Here is a 20,216-nt window from a genome sequence, read left to right as displayed (position 1 = left end):
TACCGATGAAAAACAGCTTAGTGCATCAGACTAAGCTGTTTTCTTTTACGAAAAGGAGGTGTCATGATGAAGCAACCGAATTGGCTGCTCCACCGTGCTTATGTAACACCAGAAAGAGTCGCGCTCATTTATCAAGATAAAAAATGGACATTCCGCGATTTAGCTGATGAAGTCAATGAGCTTTCAAATAGACTTGCACAAACATCATTAAAAAAAGGGGAAACGGTTGGGCTTCTGATGAACAACCATCCTCAAATGGTGATGCTTGTTCATGCTTGTTTTTCAATAGGATTCAAAATCGTTCTATTGAACAATAAGTTAACAAAAGCGGAAAGACGCTTTCAACTTGAAGATGCAAAAGCAGCCGCTTTATTTACTGAACCTGTTTATGCCAGTGATCATAAGGGTGAACTTCCCGTTTATACAATGGAGACATTACCTGAAGCAGGTCAAGAGAATGTAAAGAAAATCGAAAACGATTTTGACTTGAACCAAACAGCGACGATCATGTATACATCTGGCACAACAGGACGCCCAAAAGGGGTCGAGCAAACGTTTGGTAATCATTTTCATAGTGCAGTTTCCTCTGCACTCAATATGGGCCTCAGAGAGGGTGATCGCTGGCTTATTTCACTGCCTCTTTTTCATATTAGCGGATTATCCGCTTTATTTAAGTCTGTGATTTATGGGATGACTGTCGTACTTCATCAGAAGTTTGATGTCGATGAAGTAATAGGTTCGATTGAACAGCATCGTGTGACGATGATATCTGTTGTCCAAACGATGTTATCCCGTTTATTAAGCAGACTGGAAGAATGTCCGTCTTCTTTGCGCTGTCTTTTATTAGGCGGAGGGCCTGCGCCTTTGGCGATGCTTCAAGAAAGCAAAGAGAAAGGGTTCCCTGTCTTTCAATCGTACGGCATGACAGAGACTTGTTCACAAATTGTGACCCTTGCGCCTGAATTTAGTGTAGAAAAGCTTGGATCAGCGGGAAAACCCCTTTTTGGGTGTGAGCTGAAAATTCAAGATGGTACACGCATTTGTCGTCCTTTTGAGCATGGCGAAATTATGGTGAAAGGGGCAAATGTCATGAAAGGGTACCTTTACCGTGAAGAGGCGACCGCTGCTGCCTTTGAACAAGGCTGGCTGAAAACGGGGGATATTGGCTATGTGGATGAGGAAGGTTTTTTATTTGTGCTTGACCGCCGTTCAGATTTGATTATTTCTGGCGGTGAGAATATTTATCCAGCTGAAATTGAAGCGGTCCTGTTAACACATCCGCATGTAAAGGAAGCCGGAGTGACGGGTATAGATGATGATAGATGGGGAGAGGTACCAGCTGCCTTTCTTGTCACAGATCATAAAATACCGGAGAATGAGCTCTATGCTTTATGTGAGTCGCATCTAGCAAAATATAAATGGCCTGCCTCTTTTCACTTTGTGGACGAACTGCCAAGAAATGCGTCAAATAAATTGCAGAGGCACAGACTCAAGTCAAAGGGGTTTTTAGATGATTCAAATTGAACGAGTGATTTTATATCATGTTACGATGAAGCTCAAGCAGCCATTTACCACAAGTCTTGGGACCATCTCAGATCGTGAATTTATTATTGTCGAGGTAAAAGATCAAACTGGATTGACTGGATGGGGAGAAGTGTCAGCATTTTCTTCTCCGTGGTATACGGAAGAAACCATTGAGACCTGTTACCATATGCTGAGAGCTTTCTTTATACCAAATGTGCTGACACGCACCTTTACACACCCTTCAGACATACCAGACAGCCTGTACCAATTTAAAGGGAATAGGATGGCGAAAGCGGGAATTGAAGCGGCTGTTTGGGATATTTATGCGAAGCGTGAGAATAAGTCGTTACGAGATGTATTAGGCGGCACCAAAGATAGAATACCTTCTGGAGTTGTAGCAGGGTTAGGACCCGTTGATGACATGCTAAAGCAAATACAGCAATTTGTGGACCAAGGCTATCAGCGTGTGAAGGTGAAAATTAAGCCGGGACAGGATATTGGACTCCTTAAAAAAATTAGAGAATCTTTCCCCCACCTTCCACTCATGGCGGATGCAAACTCTGCTTATGAGTTAAAGGATATAAGCAAACTCAAGCAGCTCGATGACATTCGTTTAATAATGATTGAACAGCCATTAGCTGCAGATGATATCGTCGATCATCGCCATTTGCAAAAGCATTTAAAAACACCGATATGTTTGGATGAAAGTATTTGTTCCTTAGATGACGCTAGAAAAGCTGTAGAGCTTGGCAGCTGTCAGATTATTAATGTGAAGCCTTCACGAGTTGGAGGGCTGACAGAAGCCCTTAAAATCCATACATTCAGTAAAGAGCATCAAATTCCATTATGGTGCGGGGGAATGATTGAAACAGGCATTTCCCGCGCGCAGAACGTGGCACTTGCTTCTCTTCCGCAATTTACTATTCCAGGTGATATTTCAGCTTCGTCAAAATATTGGGAGCAGGATATCATTTATCCTGAAATCAAGGTTGAAAATGGTTTTATTGAGGTGCCTCGTTCCCCAGGAATGGGTGTAGAAGTGGATTATCAAGCGCTTCGTTCTTTTTCAGATAAAATTGACGTGTTTACAAAACATGATTTTGTAATGTGAAAATGAGATATTCACCTTTTGCACATCCATTAAAAACTATATATAGTGAGAGAAAGTCTTTCCTTCCTGTCTCAACAAAAAAGAAAGAGCGGTGATCCGCTCTTTCTTACTCTTCTACCAGTTCGCTGTCATAAGCAAGCTGTCCAATATAGTGATTCATCTCACTTGGCATGTCTGCTGCATGGCCATATTCATAATCCCAAAGATTTAAAAAGGAGTGAGCAGCCTGATAAAATGCGGCTTCGTCCGCATCATGAATTTCGTCAAAAAACGTTTGAAGCAGCCGATCGTGTTTCAATGTGAAGCGCCTCCTTAAATGAGACTTAAAGGTCTTGTGGTTTAAACGTTTTACAATCCGTTTCTTCACTTTTTTCAGCCGTATTTCCTGTGTGGCTGACGACATAGATTGCATCTGCACCACAACGGTTTCCAGCATTCCAATAGGAACAGTTATTGACTTCACAAAGGATTTTTTGACTCATACAGATGACCTCCTTTTGAGTATGTCTTTCTTCTATAATGTAACCGAAATGAACCTCATCCATTCACGTTAATCTTCCTGGCGAATATAGCGCTTATCCTTCATAAACAATCTCCAGAAGAAATAGAACCCAGGAAATAAGATGATAAAACCTACAATATACGTGATAAATAATGCTCTAAATGTCACAGGGTCTGTAAATCCAGACATGATTGTAATATCTGGATAGGCCATATAAGGCAAATGGGCGCGTCCGTACACGTAGCTTGCTAAAAAATATTGAATGGTAATCGCAATGACAGCTAAACGAGGCCTGCCTTTCCGATGCTTAAACCGGCTATTTGGTAAAAATAAAGCCAGCCCTGCTAGCAAAAACATCAAGAGTGATACAAGAAGAATAGGGAAGTTCTGCATCATTTTTGTGAACAGCCAATTTGCCTCGCTTCTTAATGTCAGCATGATGAAAAAGGCCATCATGAGCGAAAGCGGACCCGTAATGAGCGCTCCTTTTCGATAAATGCTGTAAGCTTCATCTTCATCAGCCACATTTGAGAAATCAGCTAAAAGCAATGATGAAAGAAAAAGGGTGCTGAAAATGGCAAAGCCGACAAAAGAATAGACATTTGCACTCGTAAAGACCAGTCCAAGATCTAATGAGTAATTGTTGTTCTGCTTAAAGATGAATCCACCATGAGTAATCGGAAGAACCATGATGAGGATCGATGGAATGATAAAGCCGCTAATCCCTGAAATGTAAGTCACTGCTTTTCTGTATTTTTTAGGAAGAGAATGAGAAAATACGAGAAACCCGCTTCGCAGTGCAAGAAGCAATAATATAATGCTGCCGGGTATTAATAAAACAGTACCAAGGACAAAGGTCGCACCTGGAAACATGCTAAACAACGCAACAACAATTGCGACAATGAATACGTTCGTTACTTCCCATGTTGGAGAGAGGTACTTATTTGCGATATTAGCGGCCTTTGTTTGTTCTTTATTCATATAAATCATGGACCAAAATCCTGCGCCGAAATCCATTGATGCCATCACTGCATAGATAAAAACGAACCCCCATAAGATGGTGATTGCAATGAGTGCATCAGTTGTCACATCCATTTGCATCTAGATCGCTCCTTTTTAAGATTCTGTTAACCGTAGGTCTTCTTCAATCGAATGTTTTCTAAAGTAGTACGTCAGCACAATCACAGTTGCTATGCCTAAGATGAGATAGACGATGGCAAATAGGATAAAGAGTGTGCCAATTGAGCCTGATGATGTGACGACCTCTGAGGTTTTGAGCATTCGGTAAATGACCCATGGCTGACGGCCTGTACAGGCAAAGATCCAGCCGAATTCAATAGCTAAAAGACTAAGGGGTCCGCCGAATAAGTAGAGAAAAAGGAGCCACTTCGGATAATGTTCGCGTTTTAAAATTTTACGATAAAGCAGTGCTAGCACCGCAAACAAAATGAGGACTGAGCCAATAATGACCATGCCATTAAATAACGTGTGTATAAATAAAGGGGGCCACTCGTCACGCGGGAAATCATTTAAGCCTTTGACCACTGTATCAAAGCTATTCCCTGCAAGGAAACTAAGCGCCCAAGGGATTTCAATTGCTCCTTTAATTTCCTTTGAATCGGCATCAGTAAAACCACCTATTGCAAGAGGTGCATGTGATTGTGTTTCAAATAAACCTTCAGCACCTGCTAACTTTTCAGGCTGATATTCGTACAGAAGCTGAGCAGACTCATGACCATTTATGGCCGTGAGAAATGAGAAGAGGCCGCCTACAATGAGTCCAAGAAAAAGAGCTTTTCGATGAAACGTATAGAGTTTCTCATTCTTTCTTGTTTTGAGCATTTTAAAAGCGGCTACTGATGCAATGACAAAAGCACCTGTTGTAAAAGCAGACAGCACGACATGTGTCGCAGTTACGACGAAGCTTGGATTGAAAAAGGCCTTCCAAGGCTCAATATTCGTAATTTCTCCATTGACCATTTGAAAGCCAGCAGGAGTACCTTCAAATGCATGTACGTTTGTGATCAGGATCGCTGAAGCGGCTGCACCAATCACGACAAAAATAACGGTAATAATGCGCATAGCAGGTGATAGGCGATCCGCTGCGTACACATAAATAGACATAAATAATGCTTCAATAAAGAACGCATAAATTTCAATCTGAAATGGCAGTGACATGACTTTTCCGATGACTTCCATAAAACCAGGCCATAGAAGAGCGAGCTGGGTACCAGCAATCGTTCCTGTTGGAATGGCGACACCTAATAATACAGCCTGCGCTTTCGTCCACCGTTTCGCCATGACAGCATAGTGAGGATCCTTCGTTTTTTGGAAGATGAGTTCAGCTAACAAAATCATTAGCGGGATGCCGACGCCAAGCGAGGCATAAATAATGTGAAAGCCCATGGTTGTGCCGAACAGGCTTCTAGCTAAAACGAGATCAGTCAATTTTTTCTCCGCCTTTCTTATCGCTTCTCTTTTTCATGATGTTATTATTCTCCACCATTTTTAGATTATTCTTCCTGACTAAGAAAGCTTGATTTTTGACAAGTTGTAAAAGAGGGAGTAGAATATAAATATAAAACGTAATTATTACGTTTTGACAACGAAAGGAGTTTTGACATTGAAAAGAAATATTCATCCAACCTCACATGAAGTTGTATTTATGGACGTAAACAGCGGCTACCGCTTTTTGAGTAAATCGACAAAGTCATCCAATGAGACAGTAGAATGGGAAGACGGGAAAACGTACCCTGTCATAAAAGTAGAAACAAGCTCTGATACGCATCCTTTTTATACAGGACGCCAAAAATTCGGAGAAAAAGGCGGAAGAGCCGAGTTGTTTAAGAAAAAGTATCAAATGTAATATAAAAAAGCACACCCTACAATAAAGCACACACTACAATGGTGTGCTTTTTTTACAGCAAAAAAACCCCGGATCAACACCCAGGGTTTAACAATTAATCATTTAAAGCAGTTTTCAAGGTTTTTAGGTTTTGTTTCATTAAGCTAACGTAGCTTTCGCCATTTTTGGCGTCATCTTCAGTTATAGATTCTAAATTTTTAAGTGTGAGGCTTTTTGCCCCAATTTCACTGCGGATCGTATCTGAGACTTTGCTGCTGACGTTGTTTTCAAAAATCACATATTGAATGTGATGCTTTTCAGCTTTTTGAACAATGCTTTCGAGCTGCTTTTGTGAAGGCTCTTCAGAAGCGGATAATCCTAATACACTAATTTGCTCAATACCGTAGCGCTTTTCCCAATAACCGTAGGCTGCATGGGAAACAAGGATTTCTTTATGTTTTGCTTTAGATAATGTTGTGTTGAACTCTTGATCTAGCGATTGCAAATCTTTTTTTAGTTTTTCATAGTTTTTTGTGTATTCGTCTTTATGATCTGGATCTAATGAAACGAGTGTATCTTTAATGTTTTTCGCCATTTGCTGTGCATAAACAGGGTCTAACCATGCATGAGGATCTTTATCTCCGTGATCGTGTCCATCATGGTCATGTTCTTCTCCTTCATGATCGTGATCATGATCTTCCTCTTCTTCATGTGAATGCTCTTCTTTTGTCGATAACAATTTGATGCCTTCGGCTGCTTTGACTGTTTTCACGCCTTGGTCTTTTAACGTAGACGCGGTTTTGTCAGCGAATGCTTCAGCACCTGTGCCGCTGTAGATGAAGGCGTCACCTTCAGCCATTTCAACCATCGTTTTTGAACTTGGTTCAAAACTGTGTGCATCTGCATTGGCAGGGTAGACGCTTTGCGCATGAACATGAGAACCGCCAATTTTTTCAGTGAAATCTTGAATTGGGAAAATGGTGGTGTAGACGGTTAGTTTTCCATCTGCTTTTCCTTTTGAAGCATTTGTGCCCGCACTGCTTGAGCAAGCGGCAAGGCCGATCGCAAATAAAGCAGCTATTAACATATAAAAGATTTTTTTCATGTGGAAAATGTCTCCTCTCAATCTATTAGATAGAAATGATTACGATTTAATGTCCTGAGTTATTGTATCGTAATAATTACGATTTGAAAAGAGGAAAATAAAAAATTTTCACCAGAAGATGTTTCCTTTTAAAAAAATACACTGCAAAACGTGACGAAATTTCTCACATTGTGCTATATTTATTTTTAAAAAAAGATAAAGGAATGGACAACGTATGAAACTTTTAGAAGAAATCATCGAATATAATCAACAATTTATTGAAGAAAAGAAATACGAAGAGTTTACAACAACGAAGTTTCCACAGAAAAAAGCTGTCATTCTGTCATGTATGGATACAAGACTTGTCGAGCTGCTTCCACGTGCAATGAACATGAAAAATGGAGATATCAAGATCGTCAAAAGTGCTGGTGCTCTTGTGTCTCATCCATTTGGAAGTATTATGCGAAGCATTTTAGTGGCTGTTTACGAATTAAATGCTGACGAGGTTTATGTCATTGGACATCATGATTGCGGTATGAGCAAAATAGATAGCCAAACACTTTTAAACAAAGCCATTGAGCGGGGTATCCCAGAAAAACGGATTGAAGTACTGGAATACTCAGGAATTGATTTTAAACAGTGGCTCAAAAGCTTTAGTTCGGTCGAAGAGAGCGTGAAGGACAGTGTGTCCGTTGTGAAAAACCACCCACTTCTCCCATCAAATGTGCCTGTGCACGGTCTTGTCATTGATCCTGGAACTGGCAAGCTTGACGTAGTCGTCAACGGATATGAAAAGTAAGTTATTTTTCCTTTTTCGGCGGGACAGGATCGATGCCGCCAGGATGGAGCGGATGACATTTTAAAATCCGTTTGATGGTGAGCCAGCCGCCTTTTAAAGCGCCATGTGTTTTGATCGCTTCTAGCCCGTAGCTTGAGCATGTTGGATAAAACCGGCAGCTAGGCGGTGTAAGAGGGGAAATACATTTTTGATAAAAGCGTATGATGCCGATAAAAATTTGTTTCATAAAGGTTCCTCCTTGTCTGTCTTTCACAGTATAAGAAAAAAGGACAAGGAAGGAAAGTTTTATAAACTAAACTGGTCGGAGAAATATGTTATAATATAGGAAATTGCAATTATAGGAGTGGTGATTATGCCTTCAGTTGAAAGCTTTGAACTTGATCATAATGCTGTAAAAGCGCCATACGTTCGTCATTGTGGCGTTCATAAAGTGGGATCAGATGGAGAAGTCAATAAATTTGATATTCGTTTTTGTCAGCCAAACAAGCAAGCAATGAAACCTGATACGATTCATACATTAGAGCATTTACTTGCGTTTAACATTAGAACACACTCAGAGAAATATGATCATTTTGATATCATTGATATTTCTCCAATGGGCTGTCAGACAGGCTACTATTTAGTGGTCAGTGGTGCACCAACTCCAGAAGAAATCGTTGAACTTCTTGATGCAACATTCAAGGATGCAGTTGAGGTAACAGAGATTCCTGCTGCAAACGAAGAGCAATGCGGTCAAGCGAAACTTCATGACCTTGAAGGGGCAAAACGTTTGATGCGTTTCTGGCTTTCTCAAGATCAAGAAGAGCTTCTCAAAGTATTTGGTTAATCAATCATAAACCGGACATGATGATGTCCGGTTTTTTTGTATTCGATCATGAGATGTCAAAATAGGGGATATTTGTTAAAATGGACATGTCAGTAATAGAAGGGGGAACTCTGGATGCGAAAAATGTTGGGAATGATAGTATTGCTTTTGTTACTAAGTGCATGTGGGAACTCTGCAGCAAATAGTGGCAAAGGGGAAGTGCCTGAACTATTAGAAGTGAAGCTTACAGGACCTGAACAAGTGGAGAAAAATGAAAGCGTTATAGTAAAAGCAGCTGTCACATATGGTGATACGCCTGTCGATGATGCAGACGAAGTTCAATTTGAAGTGTGGAAAGATGGCGATAAGGATAACAGCAAGATGATTCAGCCAAAGAAAGAGAACAAAGGTGTATATGAATTACATACAGCCTTTAAAAAAGATGGCCTTTATATCATACAAGTCCATGTGACAGCTAAACAGCAGCATAATATGCCAAAGATGAACATCCATGTAGGTGATGTGAAAAAAGAGAATTCATCTACTGAAGAAGAAACCTCACATCATTAAGTGTCATTTTATTTCGGGTTAGGACGTTGGTTTGGTTCAGCATCCTGTGGTGTGTCGATTTTATGCTTATATTCATAAGCCTTCGATGTTGTCCACAGCGATAAAAAGACAACGATTGAGATAATGATAAAGCTGATAATCCCAAGTAGCAGCATCTAGCTCCCTCCTTATTTCCATATTAACATATATTTCATGCAGTCAAAATAGAAGAAATTCATGGCAGGTTTCAGTATAATAGGAAAAGGGTATTCTCATACTAAACGCAATTACATAAGGAGGAATAAACATGTCTGAAAAATTATTACACGTCGTCAATAAACAAGTAGCAGATTGGACTGTGCTTTACGTAAAATTACATAACTATCACTGGTACGTAAAGGGAAAAGACTTCTTTACACTCCATGAGAAATTTGAGGAACTTTATACAGAAACAGCGACATACATTGATGATTTGGCTGAGCGTATGCTTGCGTTAAATGGACAACCTGTTGCGACAATGAAAGAATGCTTAGAAATTTCTAGCATTCAAGAAGCTGAAGGAAATGAATCAGCGGAGCAAATGGTGAAAAATCTATATGATGATTTCTCCAATATTGCTGAAGAATTAAAGCAAGGAATGGAGCTGGCTGGAGAAGTTGGCGATGAAACAACCGGTGATATGCTGCTTGCAATTCATCAATCTATTGAGAAACACAACTGGATGCTTAAAGCATATTTAGGTTAATACGTATGTGGAAGGAATGTCGATCGTCAAGAGATCGACATTCCTTTTTTGTTGGAAACGGGACAGACAGCCCATTGAAATCATAGGGCTTTCAGCCGAAGAGAAAAGAGAAGGGAGGGGAGAAAATGTCTTCTATTGCAGGAATGATGAGTCAGCAAGTCGCGAGCATTCAAAAAACACTTAATATTAGTTTGTTGAATTCACAGCTTGCTACGAATACAGCACAAGCCATGGTCATGCTGGATCAAGTCCAGCAGCAGCCTCAAGCTGTTCAGCCAAAGGATTCAGACGCTCGCTTTATCGATGTGAGAGTCTAAAGATGGAAGCCGCCGCACAAGGCGGCTTTTTTTCTTTAAAAGACGACGCCTTTATTTTTTGTCGTCCAAGCTATTGCGAGGAACTGACATATACTATTGAGGTAAGGAGTTCCACTCTGAAAGGATGTTGATGCCAAGTGAGCAAAGATTTAGGCATCTTTTCGTTGTTTACAGTCAGTTTGTCAGCGATGGGCTTTCTGTTTGGTGGAGCAGGATATTTACTGATGATATTAGTAACACTCATGGCGATTGAATTAATTTGTTCAAGCCTAAGAGAATCTTTGACAGGACAGCTCACAATGAAACGTTTTTCTACGCGGCTTGTTCGAAAGATTGTGACGGTCTTTTTAATATCGATGGCGCATTTCTTTGATGTCATGCTGAAGACAAACGGGATGATTAAGGATTTAGCGATCATCTTTTATATTATTTATGAATCTTACCAAATCGTCTCGACAGCCAATGCCCTCGGAATTCCTATTCCACAGTTGTTTATTGATGTGTTGGACATGTTAAAAAATAAATTGCGCAAAAAGCCGTAATTTCTTCGTAACTGGTCATACTAAAGGAAAAAGGATGAATCAGATGACGAGACACACATATTATGTATCCGTACAAGATGGATCGATATCGCAGCATAGAGATGCGGCGGCTTGGCAATTTCAAATAGAAGCAGATGATGATCAAATTTTGCAGCTGAGGGAATATTTCGATGAACAGTATATGACCGATTGGAAAGGCTTCTTTCGAGCGCATGTTCCGTATCTTGAATATCATTATGACAGTCCGAACGATGAAATGGATCGAAAAAGAAAAGAGATATACTCAATGATTTTCGAGCTCGGCAATGAAGAGACAAAGAATTTTATTGAAACAAATGGATTAATGAATTGAAAAAGCATGTAGAGATTTTCTACATGCTTTTATTTTCGCGGTTGTAAGATGCCTCCGATAAGATCACTAAGCCCGCCTCTATTCTCTTGCTGAGATGACTGTGAATTCGTAAATTCATGAGATGAGCCCTGGCTCTGAGGCTTGTAACGGTTATCGTCTAAACCGACCCGTAAGCCGGATGTACGCTCAGATGGCTGAATAATAACAATTTGGTCTTGTTCTTGGAACTCAAATAAGTATGATTCACCAGATGTTTGTCCGATGAGGGTCTTCCAGTTCACATCTAATTTGACCTTCGGTGCTTTACCTGTCCAAGCGACAATGGCGTCAGGATCTACACGGCAAGGAGCTTTTAAAATGAGCGGGTTTCCATTTGTTTTAATGGCGACCTGCGCCCCGTGGCCTTGGTAGGAGAGCTTTGATGTAAATAGTCCTTTTTGTGATAATATCCCAACGCCTACTGGTGTCACACCGTAATGACATTCCTCGGTAAAAGCAAGTAAATCCTCACTTTCTACACTGACATGCTGCCAAGGACCGCTCGGCTCAAGATTAATCACTGTCACGTGCTCGCTGGAATCAGCCAAATAACAAGTGCCTTGTCCACTGACTTCCATCACTTCAAGGTTTTCACCTGTCAATTTCCTGCTGATATGGTTAAATACTTGGCTAACCATATTTCCTTTGTTCGTTCCGAGTAGTCGTTTGCGATATTGAAACGTACCTTGATCGGCAATCATTGCGCCTTTTTTCGCAAAAAAGATTCCGCTTCCTTCTGCTTGTAAAGTGAGTTCTTCTATTGTGTTGAAATGAAATCCCATTGGTGCCTGCTCCTTCCATGCGTCAAGATGTGAATCCGTAGATGCGGCATAAATCATGTAAATCTAGCGTAGTTCCTTGCCCGGTTGCGATGATTTTCCATTCTTCCTTATTTCTGATGAGTTGAGCGCAAATGATGGAGGTACAATACGAATAATCTTCTGTTAATTGAAAGGTACAAATCTCTTGTTGTGAGATTTGATCAGTCAGATGCACATAGGCGTTGGTCACTTGTCCAAAATGATGCTTGCGCTCGTGAGCATCATGTATTGTGGCTGTTACAACGATTTTATGAATATCAGGGGAGACTCTGCTTAATTGCATAATGATCATCTCATTGTCTCGATACCCGCCGCCTACTTGATGATCACCAAGGTGACGAACAGCTCCGTCTAAGCTTTGCTGCTGGTGATAATAGATCAGATGGTTTGGAGACAACAGTTTGTCCTCTTCATTTAAGAGAAACACTTGCGTATCTAAATCAATTGGCTGGCCAGCCAAATCCCAGCCAAGCCCGATTTGAATTTGGTCGATATTCGGATTGTCTTTTGTTAACTCTAGCTTTTGCCCTTTGATGAGATGTTTCTTGATCATCTCATGAGGGGCGTCTTCTTTTTCAATTTTACTGGACGTATGCGCTTGGTCTTTCTCTTGTTTTATCCTCATGCTGTTTTCCTCCTCGTCGTCATAGGACAAACACTCATTGATTTACGTCATTAAGGGATAAAAGGTTTCATGATTAAAATGGGGTGAAGTTGGGGATGATAAAAAGGTTTTAGCAACAATACCTCATTTTAAATACAGACGGAATGAAACCACTCGTTTGTTTCACTTTTGATAAAAATTCTTCAGAGAAATGTGATCTGTGGTATGATGTTTTACAAGAAGCAAGGACAGGATATGAGGGATTTCACATGCATGTATTTAAAGATTATTATCATAATACGGTCAAGCTCTCCTTTGAAAAGAAGCCTTTTTCAAGTCATCCAAAGCATGTTTGGGCCATCTGCCGTTATCAGGGGAAATGGCTGCTCACGGAACATGAGGATCGGGGCTATGAGTTTCCAGGAGGGAAAGTTGAGCCAAATGAAGAAGCAGACCAAGCCGCTATACGTGAGATTCAAGAAGAGACGGGTGCTGTCGTTCGTGAATTAACGTATATTGGCCAATATCAGGTGCTAGGTAGAGAAAAGGTCATCGTAAAAAATATTTATTTCGCTGATATTGAAAGGCTCGTGAAGCAAGACACGTATTTTGAAACGAAAGGACCTGTTCTTTTCGCAGACTTGCCAAGATCCATCGCAAAAAATAAGAATTTCAGTTTTATTATGAAAGATGATGTGTTAAGAAAAAGTCTGGCTTATTTAGAAAAGAACGGTTTGATTCGTTAAAAAAAGCGCAGGGAGATCTCCCTGTGCTTTTATTATTTTTGGAGAAAACGGCGTTCGAGCCATTCCACAAGCTGGTACATGATGGTCGCAAACACGGCGATAATGAAAAGACTTAAGAACACGAGTGTAAAGTTGAAGACTTGAAAGCCGTAAATGATCATGTAGCCGAGCCCTTTTGAGGATACAAGAAATTCTCCTACAATGACCCCAACCCAAGAAAGACCTACATTCACTTTAATGGCAGAAATCATCGTTGGAATACTAGCTGGCAAAATGACCTCTCGAAAGACAACTCTTTTTCTCGCACCAAAGGTTTTCATCACCTTTAAATAATTCTCATCGACCTCTTGAAAGGCAGTGTAAATGACGATCGTCGTTATGATCACACTAATGATCGCACCCATGGCGACGATGCTGATCATACCAGGTCCAAGGGCAACAATTAAAATGGGGGCGAGGGCAACTTTTGGCATGGCATTTAAAATGACTAAATAAGGGTCAAGAACGTTTGCTAATCGGGTGGACCACCATAAGGCGGCAGCGAGCAAAATGCCGCAAAAGGTACCAAGTAGAAAACCGAGCACTGTTTCAAATAATGTAATACTCATATGATTCATTAAAGAACCATCTTGAATTTTTTGCACAAACAATTGGCAGACCGCTGATGGTGAACTGAAAATAAGCGGATCAATGAATCTGAAATGACTGGCAAGCTCCCAAAGCGAAAAGAAGCTGGCGAATATGATGAGCTGATAGATACGTGTGATCCGTTTTTCCATTCGGTATTTTTTGCGATATGCTTCATGTAATAGATCACTGTGTTTCAACTGTTTTCAGCTCCTTCCAAATCGTTTGAAAGAGCTCTTGGAAATGCGGGGTCTGTCTCGCTTCAAAAGGAGAGAGAGCCCTTATGTCGTCTGGAACGGTAAAGATTCGCTGGATAGAGCCTGGGTGTTTTGAGAATAAGAAAATGCGGTCACTCATCGCAATGGCTTCGCCAATGTCATGTGTCACAAGGACTGCTGTTTTTTGATAGTTTTTTAATGTGTCAAAGACGAGATCTTCTAATGTGAGTTTTGTTTGATAGTCTAGCGCTGAAAATGGCTCATCAAGTAAAAGCAGACCGGGATCAACTGCAAGCGTTCGGGCGAGAGCCGCACGCTGCCTCATTCCGCCAGACAGCTCCTTCGGATATTTTTCCTCTACTTCATGTAGTCCAAGCTTAGGTAGTAAATCAAGGGCAGCTGAGACGGACTCATGTGAATCTTGTTTCGCAATTTTTAACCCGAGGATCACATTTTCCTTAATGGTCTTCCAAGGAAACAAATAATCTTGCTGGAGCATATAGCCGATTTGATGCTCCTGTTGATTGGGTTCTTTTCCTTCGATTAAAATTCGACCTTCAGAGGGCGGTGTGATTCCTGCGATGATAGACAGCAAGGTGGTTTTTCCGCAGCCGCTGGGACCAATAAATGAGATGAATTCACCTTGGTCTATCTCCAAATTGATGTGCTGTATAGCCGTTGTTTTTTCTTTTAAAGAGAAGTACGTATGGGTCACATGGTCAATTTGAAGGAAAGACATGTGCTACCTCCTATTCTATTTGTGATCTGTGACCTTCTTTGCAATGGAGGAATCGACAAGTTGTTTGTACGGGATAAATTCCGGCAATTCACCGCTTTTCTTCATGATTTCCTGCAATTTGTTCCATTCCTCTTCATTCAAAAGGGGATCTGTTGCAAAGGAATCTTGCTGTTTGTAGCGTTTGATCGCAGTTGATAAGACATCAAGATCTGTATCAGGAAAATGAGATTGAATGGCCTTTGCGATCTCCTCAGGCTGTTTGGCTTCTACCCATTTCTGCGCTTTGTAAATGGCGCGGGTGAAGGCTTCAGCGCTCTCTTTGTTTTCCTCTAAGTAACTCTTCTTTGCCATGAAGGTGGTATATGGCACCTTGCCAGAAGCTTCTCCAAAGGAGGCGGTAATGTACCCTTTACCTTCTTTTTCGAGTAAGGAAGCGGTCGGTTCGAATAACTGCACAAAATCGCCAGTTCCAGAGGAGAACGCACCTGAAATGTTGGCAAAATCAATATTTTGAATCATACGAAGATCCTTTTTTACATCAATGCCTTCTTTTTTCAAGACATATTCACCGACCATTTGCGGCATGCCGCCTTTCCGCTGTCCTAAGAAGTCTTTTCCTTTTAATTGATCCCAAGAGAATTGGTTTACTTTCTCCCTTGAAACAAGAAATGTGCCGTCTGTTTGTGTCAGCTGTGCAAAGTTCATGACAGAATCCTTTGTGTCTTGAGCCTCTACATAGATAGAGGATTCAGAGCCGGTCAGGGCGATATCAGCACCGCCTGATAAGAGAGCTGTCATCGTTTTATCGCCGCCCCAAGTGGTTTTCAGTTCAACCTCCAGGCCTTCTTCTTTGAAGAAACCCTCAGATAGTGCGACATAAAGCGGAGCATAAAAGACCGAATGGGTCACCTCGGCTACTTGTACGGTCTGCTCCTGTTCTTTTTTACAGGCGACAAATGGAATAAAGAGCAGGACGACGACGATGAATGCCAGTCTGACTTTGATGGAACGATTCAAGAGTAATTCGCCTCCTTTGTTCTAGATCACTATTAAAGTATGTGAAAAGGGATTTTTGGTGAGTGCCTAGATAAAAATAAGAAGCGCATTGTTTATTTATAGAACGCGTCTTTTTTTCTATACTAGAGGCATGAAGGCTTTCTTGAATTTGGCAGAAATAAAGGAGCGGTTTCGTGTATAGATTGAGTTGGGTTTTTGTTGGATGGTATTTAGTAGGTCTGATCTTAATGGTCTTTTTTGAAGTGCCAGCATGGCTTCAGTTTGCAAACGGAATCTTTCTTGTGCTGTATGCTTGCTGCGTCATCGAGATCGGGCGACAGATTTATGGCTCATGGGGATTTGTCATCAAAAGGGCAGCCATTGTCGGGGTGCTTACATTTACAGTTGAGTGGATAGGGATCACAACGGGGTTCCCATTTGGGGCCTATGACTATTATCCGACGTTAGGTTTTCTAGTGGCGGGGGTGCCATTAACCATTGCGTTTGCATGGGTTGGCGTGTTTTTAAATAGCCTTTTTTTATCCAGTCAGCAGTCAAAGTGGAGACGAGCCATCGAAACGGGGATATGGATTGTGTTGCTTGACCTTATTTTAGATCCAGTAGCAGCAGAGCGGAAGTTTTGGGTGTGGTATGACGGCGGCGGGTTTTATGGTATTCCTTTTGAGAATTTTGTGAGCTGGGGTATGATTGGAGCAGGACTTTCATTTCTTTTCCCGCTTGTCTCAATTGATCAAAAGGCACTCAGCTGGACGAGTCGTATTTATCAGGCGATGGTGTTCTTTTTTGGTCTTCTGGCATTAAAGGGTGGACTCGATGTCATTTTTTATTTAGCACTCATCATTGTTATTTTGTGTGAAGGAAGGGTTCGATTTGAAAGAAAGCGACAAAAGTCGATCGTTTAGACGTCTATTTTCACTTTATCTAGAGCGATATTTACTTCATAAGCATTTCCGCTGTGTCATGATGAAAGGCTCGGTCGATCCGAAGGAAAACCTGCCTGTTCTTTATCTCGCCAATCATAGCTCATGGTGGGATGGTCTGATCATTTTTCTTTTAACAGAAAAAGCGTCTGAATTTGATCACTACATGATGATGGAAGAGAAACAGCTGAAGCAATATGCTTTTTTTCGTAAACTTGGGGCGTTTCCGGTTCATAAAGAGAACTTAAAAAGTGTGAAACACGCTTTAATGACAGCAAAAGAGAACATGGAGGACGGCGGAGCGGTCTGGCTTTTTCCACAGGGGAAAATTATGCATCAGGACGTGCGGCCGCTTGAACTGGAAGGCGGGGCTTCTTTTTTAGTGAGGCAATTTGAACAAGTTGTGGTGAAGCCTGTCACCTTGCAGTATACATTTAATCAATTTCAAAAGCCGACAGTTTCTGTTATGTTCGGCGATGATGCCATCGTATCTGGAAGCTCCCTGCGAAGCAAGGATATGACGCGTATGCTTGGCGATCTGCTTGAAACGCAGTTAAACAGACATCAAGCACAGATCATTGCAGATCCTGATTTTTCAACAAACGAAGAATTTAAACAGATCACAAGGACAAGTCAGTCAACAAGTGATGCGTTTGATTCTTTTAAAAAGTGGGTGAAAACATGGCGCTCTTCTTAACTGTGATCAGCGTGCTCCTGCTTTGCCAGTTTCTATTCACGATATGGAATATGAAGCAGTTTCCCGTGTTAAAGCCCGCTTCTTTTTCATCAGACGAACCCATTTCGTTATCGATCCTGATTCCGGCTAGAAATGAGGAGAAACGGATAGAAGCCTGTCTTCAGTCGATCGTTGATCAGCGTCTTTTTCCGAAAGAGGTGATTGTACTTGATGATCATTCGACCGATCAGACAAGAGCGGTTGTGGAGCGATTCTCACAAACATATCCATGGATTCATGTGCAGTCAGGTCAGGCATTAAAGCAAGGGTGGCTAGGAAAATCATATGCTTGTTCTCAGCTTGCTGAAGCAGCGGCTTCTGATTGGCTATTCTTTTTAGATGCGGATGTCCGGTTGAAACGGGGAGCAATAGAAGCTGTGTACGAGCAGTTATGCGCGCAAAAAACCGGCATGCTGTCAGGCTTCCCAGAGCAAAAAACCGGCACTTTCTTTGAGCATCTTGTCGTTCCCATGATGATGTTTACCATTGGTTGTCATCTGCCTGTGAAGTGGGTCAGAAAATCAAAGAATCCGGCTTTTGCCGCCGCGCATGGAGGATTTATTGCCATTGAAAAGAATTGCTATCACGACATCGGCGGACATGAAGCGATTAAGGATTCGCTAGTGGATGATATGGCATTGGCTAGACGGGTGAAGGAACAAGGGTTTCCGTTCACTCTTGCAAGCATTCATCCGTTTGTGTATATGAGAATGTATGAGAGTGGCCAAGAGGTATGGGAAGGTTACAGGAAAAACTTGTTTCCAGGTGTCAATCGAAGCATTGCTTTGTTAAGCAGTGTCTTTTGTTTATACACCCTGCTTTATTTGGCACCAATCATTTGCTTGATGGTGGCTTTGTTAAAGCTGGATGTGCTTAGTATATGCTTAGCCATTCTTTGCTACGGACTAGGTGTGTCGATCAAAGCGGCAATTGATATTGAGAACGGAAGAACTTCTGCAATGGCCTTTTTATTACCGGTCAGCATTTTGAGTCTGATCGCCATTGGCTTTGCTTCTATGAAAATCGGTCTGAAAAAAGAAGGGTATGAATGGAAAGGGAGAAGGTACGAATGAAAAAAGTGATCATCATCGGTGGCGGGCTGGGCGGATTATCAGCAGCGATCCGTTTACAATCACGCGGGGTTCAGGTCACCATATTAGAAAAAGAAGCGGCTTTAGGCGGGAAATTGCAGCGCCATCAGGAGGCTGGCTACTCTTTTGATTTAGGACCGAGTACCATTACAATGAAGTCGTACTTTGAGGAAGTATTTGCTTCCTGTCATAGACGGATGGAGGATTACGTGATATTTTATCCGATTTCTCCTCTGACCAAAAATGTTTTTTCAGATGGACATACGGTTGAATTTACACCCAATATCGAGCAGATGGAATCACAAATTGCAGCATTCAGTCCTGAAGATGCAAAGCAATACCGTCCATTTTTACAGGAATCAAAGATGCTTTTTGAACAGGCTGAGGATCAGTTTTTAAATCGTTTGTTACTGACGTGGAAGGATAAGGCGAATGTAAAACTCGTGAAAGCCCTTCTCTCTGTCAAACCGTTTACAACCGTTCAACGCTTGCTCCGAAAATATTTCCGTCATCCTCATACACTGGCGATGTTCGGGCGGTATGCGACATACATCGGCTCTTCTCCCTATGAGGCACCGGCTATTTTTAATATGATGGCGTATTTAGAAGGAGAGAAAGGGATTTATGGCATAAAGGGCGGTACATATCGTTTAGTTGAAGCATTTGAGACTTTGGCAAAGGAATTAGGTGTACAGATTCATCTGAATGAACAAGTCAACAAGATTCATGTGAAGGACCGGCGAATTACAGGAGTAGAAACGGCTCACCAGATGTATGAAGCTGATCAAGTTATTGCAGGAGCGGACGCGCTGACTGTCTACCGCCATCTGATTGATGAAAAAGACCGCCCAAGCTTTTTAAATCAAAAGCTTGCTACTATTGAACCGTCATTATCTGGCTTTGTTCTCTTATTAGGTGTACCTAAGGTCTATGATCAGCTGTCCCATCACAATGTGTTTTTCCCAGAGAATTATGAGCAAGAATTCAAGGATATTTTTCAACAAAAACAATTGCCTCAAGATCCGGCGCTCTACATATGTTATTCAGGTCATTCAGAACCAGCTTTAAGCGGAGGACCGGGAAGAAGCAACTTGTTTGTACTGGCGAATGCGCCTTATGTGACAAAAGAGCAAGATTGGGACATGCTAAAGGAGACATATCAGCAGCATGTGAAAACAAAATTAAAGGAAAAGGGTCTCTTTGATATAGATCAGGTGACCGAATATGAAGCGGTTCAAACTCCGCTTGATCTGCAGCAGAAAACGGGCGCATTTCATGGAGCCATTTATGGGATGTCTTCCAACTCATTTAAGCAGGCGTTCTTCCGTATCAATAATCAGTCAAAGGACATTGAAGGACTTTGGTTTGTTGGAGGAACAAGTCATCCGGGCGGAGGCACGCCGATGGTAACAAAATCAGGTCAGCTCGTTGCAGAAGCGATCATCAAGCAATTAACGTAAGAACAGATGAAAAGGAGAGAAAT

General features: G+C 41.4%; 27 protein-coding genes. 15 read left to right on the top strand and 12 right to left on the bottom strand.

What is annotated here, in order from left to right; genetic code table 11:
- Positions 1–63: 63 nt before the first annotated feature.
- Together MKX52_RS13650 and menC are read left to right on the top strand one after the other, a co-directional pair.
- Positions 64–1,524 carry an o-succinylbenzoate--CoA ligase gene (locus tag MKX52_RS13650; RefSeq protein WP_342490867.1) on the top strand — a complete coding sequence of 487 codons (1,461 nt, stop codon included), beginning with the start codon at positions 64–66 and terminating at the stop codon, positions 1,522–1,524.
- Positions 1,511–2,635 carry an o-succinylbenzoate synthase gene (menC, locus tag MKX52_RS13645; RefSeq protein ID WP_144459963.1) on the top strand — a complete coding sequence of 375 codons (1,125 nt, stop codon included), beginning with the start codon at positions 1,511–1,513 and terminating at the stop codon, positions 2,633–2,635. Before MKX52_RS13650 ends, menC begins: the two co-directional genes overlap by 14 nt.
- A 106-nt stretch (positions 2,636–2,741) precedes the next feature.
- On the opposite strand, the gene MKX52_RS13640 is transcribed toward menC, so the two are convergent.
- The 4 genes from MKX52_RS13640 to MKX52_RS13625 form a co-directional block, all read right to left on the bottom strand.
- Positions 2,742–2,933, bottom strand: a complete 192-nt coding sequence (locus tag MKX52_RS13640; RefSeq protein WP_012010998.1) for a hypothetical protein — start codon at positions 2,931–2,933, stop codon at positions 2,742–2,744.
- 25 nt (positions 2,934–2,958) lie between these two features.
- Positions 2,959–3,117, bottom strand: coding sequence for a DUF1540 domain-containing protein (locus MKX52_RS13635; RefSeq protein ID WP_008360682.1), 159 nt, complete (start codon positions 3,115–3,117; stop codon positions 2,959–2,961).
- Positions 3,118–3,185: 68 nt separating this feature from the next.
- Positions 3,186–4,232 (bottom strand): cytochrome d ubiquinol oxidase subunit II, encoded by a 1,047-nt coding sequence (locus MKX52_RS13630; RefSeq protein ID WP_186303762.1) that lies wholly within the window; start codon positions 4,230–4,232, stop codon positions 3,186–3,188.
- Positions 4,233–4,253: 21 nt separating this feature from the next.
- Positions 4,254–5,585, bottom strand: coding sequence for a cytochrome ubiquinol oxidase subunit I (locus MKX52_RS13625; RefSeq protein ID WP_003217550.1), 1,332 nt, complete (start codon positions 5,583–5,585; stop codon positions 4,254–4,256).
- A 175-nt stretch (positions 5,586–5,760) separates the two neighbouring features.
- Here MKX52_RS13625 and MKX52_RS13620 point away from each other — a divergent pair, with 175 nt between their 5' ends.
- Positions 5,761–6,003 carry a type B 50S ribosomal protein L31 gene (locus MKX52_RS13620; RefSeq protein WP_088004119.1) on the top strand — a complete coding sequence of 81 codons (243 nt, stop codon included), beginning with the start codon at positions 5,761–5,763 and terminating at the stop codon, positions 6,001–6,003.
- Between the two features lie 94 nt (positions 6,004–6,097).
- On the opposite strand, the gene MKX52_RS13615 is transcribed toward MKX52_RS13620, so the two are convergent.
- A complete protein-coding gene (locus tag MKX52_RS13615; RefSeq protein WP_144468887.1) occupies positions 6,098–7,087 on the bottom strand; it encodes a zinc ABC transporter substrate-binding protein in 990 nt (329 codons plus the stop codon).
- A 214-nt stretch (positions 7,088–7,301) separates the two neighbouring features.
- On the opposite strand from MKX52_RS13615, the gene MKX52_RS13610 reads away from it, so the two are divergent.
- Positions 7,302–7,865, top strand: coding sequence for a carbonic anhydrase (locus MKX52_RS13610; protein WP_012010995.1), 564 nt, complete (start codon positions 7,302–7,304; stop codon positions 7,863–7,865).
- 1 nt (position 7,866) lies between these two features.
- Here MKX52_RS13610 and yidD read toward each other — a convergent pair whose 3' ends face one another.
- Positions 7,867–8,091, bottom strand: coding sequence for a membrane protein insertion efficiency factor YidD (gene yidD, locus MKX52_RS13605; RefSeq protein ID WP_251183959.1), 225 nt, complete (start codon positions 8,089–8,091; stop codon positions 7,867–7,869).
- 126 nt (positions 8,092–8,217) lie between these two features.
- Here yidD and MKX52_RS13600 point away from each other — a divergent pair, with 126 nt between their 5' ends.
- Together MKX52_RS13600 and MKX52_RS13595 are read left to right on the top strand one after the other, a co-directional pair.
- Entirely contained in the window at positions 8,218–8,691 is a 474-nt protein-coding gene (locus MKX52_RS13600; RefSeq protein WP_012010994.1) for an S-ribosylhomocysteine lyase, read from the top strand.
- 114 nt (positions 8,692–8,805) lie between these two features.
- Positions 8,806–9,240 carry a FixH family protein gene (locus tag MKX52_RS13595; RefSeq protein ID WP_251183958.1) on the top strand — a complete coding sequence of 145 codons (435 nt, stop codon included), beginning with the start codon at positions 8,806–8,808 and terminating at the stop codon, positions 9,238–9,240.
- A gap of 8 nt (positions 9,241–9,248) precedes the next feature.
- Here the strand turns inward: MKX52_RS13595 and ytzI are convergent, their stop codons facing one another.
- Positions 9,249–9,395 carry a YtzI protein gene (gene ytzI / locus MKX52_RS13590; RefSeq protein ID WP_041815877.1) on the bottom strand — a complete coding sequence of 49 codons (147 nt, stop codon included), beginning with the start codon at positions 9,393–9,395 and terminating at the stop codon, positions 9,249–9,251.
- Positions 9,396–9,526: 131 nt separating this feature from the next.
- Here ytzI and MKX52_RS13585 point away from each other — a divergent pair, with 131 nt between their 5' ends.
- The 4 genes from MKX52_RS13585 (at position 9,527) to MKX52_RS13570 (ending at position 11,175) form a co-directional block, all read left to right on the top strand.
- Complete coding sequence (locus MKX52_RS13585; protein ID WP_012010992.1) at positions 9,527–9,964, top strand: Dps family protein; 438 nt, start codon at positions 9,527–9,529, stop codon at positions 9,962–9,964.
- Between the two features lie 125 nt (positions 9,965–10,089).
- Positions 10,090–10,281 (top strand): hypothetical protein, encoded by a 192-nt coding sequence (locus MKX52_RS13580; RefSeq protein ID WP_003217712.1) that lies wholly within the window; start codon positions 10,090–10,092, stop codon positions 10,279–10,281.
- A 137-nt stretch (positions 10,282–10,418) separates the two neighbouring features.
- Complete coding sequence (locus MKX52_RS13575; protein ID WP_012010991.1) at positions 10,419–10,823, top strand: phage holin family protein; 405 nt, start codon at positions 10,419–10,421, stop codon at positions 10,821–10,823.
- 43 nt (positions 10,824–10,866) lie between these two features.
- The gene (locus MKX52_RS13570) at positions 10,867–11,175 is read left to right on the top strand and encodes a hydrolase (RefSeq protein ID WP_151021625.1); all 309 of its coding nucleotides are present in this window, start codon (positions 10,867–10,869) and stop codon (positions 11,173–11,175) included.
- A gap of 29 nt (positions 11,176–11,204) precedes the next feature.
- On the opposite strand, the gene MKX52_RS13565 is transcribed toward MKX52_RS13570, so the two are convergent.
- Both MKX52_RS13565 and MKX52_RS13560 read right to left on the bottom strand, forming a co-directional pair.
- Entirely contained in the window at positions 11,205–11,996 is a 792-nt protein-coding gene (locus MKX52_RS13565; RefSeq protein WP_012010989.1) for an AIM24 family protein, read from the bottom strand.
- Between the two features lie 22 nt (positions 11,997–12,018).
- On the bottom strand, positions 12,019–12,660 hold the full coding sequence (locus MKX52_RS13560) for a TerD family protein (protein WP_251183957.1): 642 nt from the start codon (positions 12,658–12,660) through the stop codon (positions 12,019–12,021).
- Positions 12,661–12,908: 248 nt separating this feature from the next.
- On the opposite strand from MKX52_RS13560, the gene ytkD reads away from it, so the two are divergent.
- Positions 12,909–13,385, top strand: a complete 477-nt coding sequence (ytkD, locus tag MKX52_RS13555; RefSeq protein WP_342490866.1) for an RNA deprotection pyrophosphohydrolase — start codon at positions 12,909–12,911, stop codon at positions 13,383–13,385.
- Positions 13,386–13,417: 32 nt separating this feature from the next.
- Here ytkD and MKX52_RS13550 read toward each other — a convergent pair whose 3' ends face one another.
- From MKX52_RS13550 to MKX52_RS13540, 3 genes are read right to left on the bottom strand one after another with little or no spacing between them, the layout of a single operon-like run.
- Entirely contained in the window at positions 13,418–14,212 is a 795-nt protein-coding gene (locus tag MKX52_RS13550; RefSeq protein ID WP_342490865.1) for an ABC transporter permease, read from the bottom strand.
- Positions 14,199–14,969 carry an ABC transporter ATP-binding protein gene (locus MKX52_RS13545; RefSeq protein ID WP_144469131.1) on the bottom strand — a complete coding sequence of 257 codons (771 nt, stop codon included), beginning with the start codon at positions 14,967–14,969 and terminating at the stop codon, positions 14,199–14,201. The genes MKX52_RS13550 and MKX52_RS13545 overlap by 14 nt, the downstream gene beginning before the upstream one ends.
- Positions 14,970–14,984: 15 nt before the next feature.
- Positions 14,985–15,986 (bottom strand): ABC transporter substrate-binding protein, encoded by a 1,002-nt coding sequence (locus MKX52_RS13540; RefSeq protein WP_342490864.1) that lies wholly within the window; start codon positions 15,984–15,986, stop codon positions 14,985–14,987.
- Positions 15,987–16,159: 173 nt separating this feature from the next.
- On the opposite strand from MKX52_RS13540, the gene MKX52_RS13535 reads away from it, so the two are divergent.
- From MKX52_RS13535 to crtI, 4 genes are read left to right on the top strand one after another with little or no spacing between them, the layout of a single operon-like run.
- The gene (locus MKX52_RS13535) at positions 16,160–16,888 is read left to right on the top strand and encodes a carotenoid biosynthesis protein (RefSeq protein WP_012010983.1); all 729 of its coding nucleotides are present in this window, start codon (positions 16,160–16,162) and stop codon (positions 16,886–16,888) included.
- Positions 16,857–17,603, top strand: a complete 747-nt coding sequence (locus tag MKX52_RS13530) for a lysophospholipid acyltransferase family protein (RefSeq protein ID WP_144459812.1) — start codon at positions 16,857–16,859, stop codon at positions 17,601–17,603. Before MKX52_RS13535 ends, MKX52_RS13530 begins: the two co-directional genes overlap by 32 nt.
- A complete protein-coding gene (locus MKX52_RS13525) occupies positions 17,588–18,715 on the top strand; it encodes a glycosyltransferase (protein WP_012010981.1) in 1,128 nt (375 codons plus the stop codon). Before MKX52_RS13530 ends, MKX52_RS13525 begins: the two co-directional genes overlap by 16 nt.
- Positions 18,712–20,193 carry a phytoene desaturase family protein gene (gene crtI / locus MKX52_RS13520; protein ID WP_342490863.1) on the top strand — a complete coding sequence of 494 codons (1,482 nt, stop codon included), beginning with the start codon at positions 18,712–18,714 and terminating at the stop codon, positions 20,191–20,193. The genes MKX52_RS13525 and crtI overlap by 4 nt, the downstream gene beginning before the upstream one ends.
- The last annotated feature ends 23 nt before the right edge of the window (positions 20,194–20,216 follow it).

It is taken from the genome of Bacillus sp. FSL R5-0422 (assembly GCF_038610765.1).
GTDB classification, from domain to species: domain Bacteria; phylum Bacillota; class Bacilli; order Bacillales; family Bacillaceae; genus Bacillus; species Bacillus pumilus_O.
The sequence above is the reverse complement of the archived record's forward strand: the minus strand, read 5'-3'. Positions and strand labels throughout refer to the sequence as shown.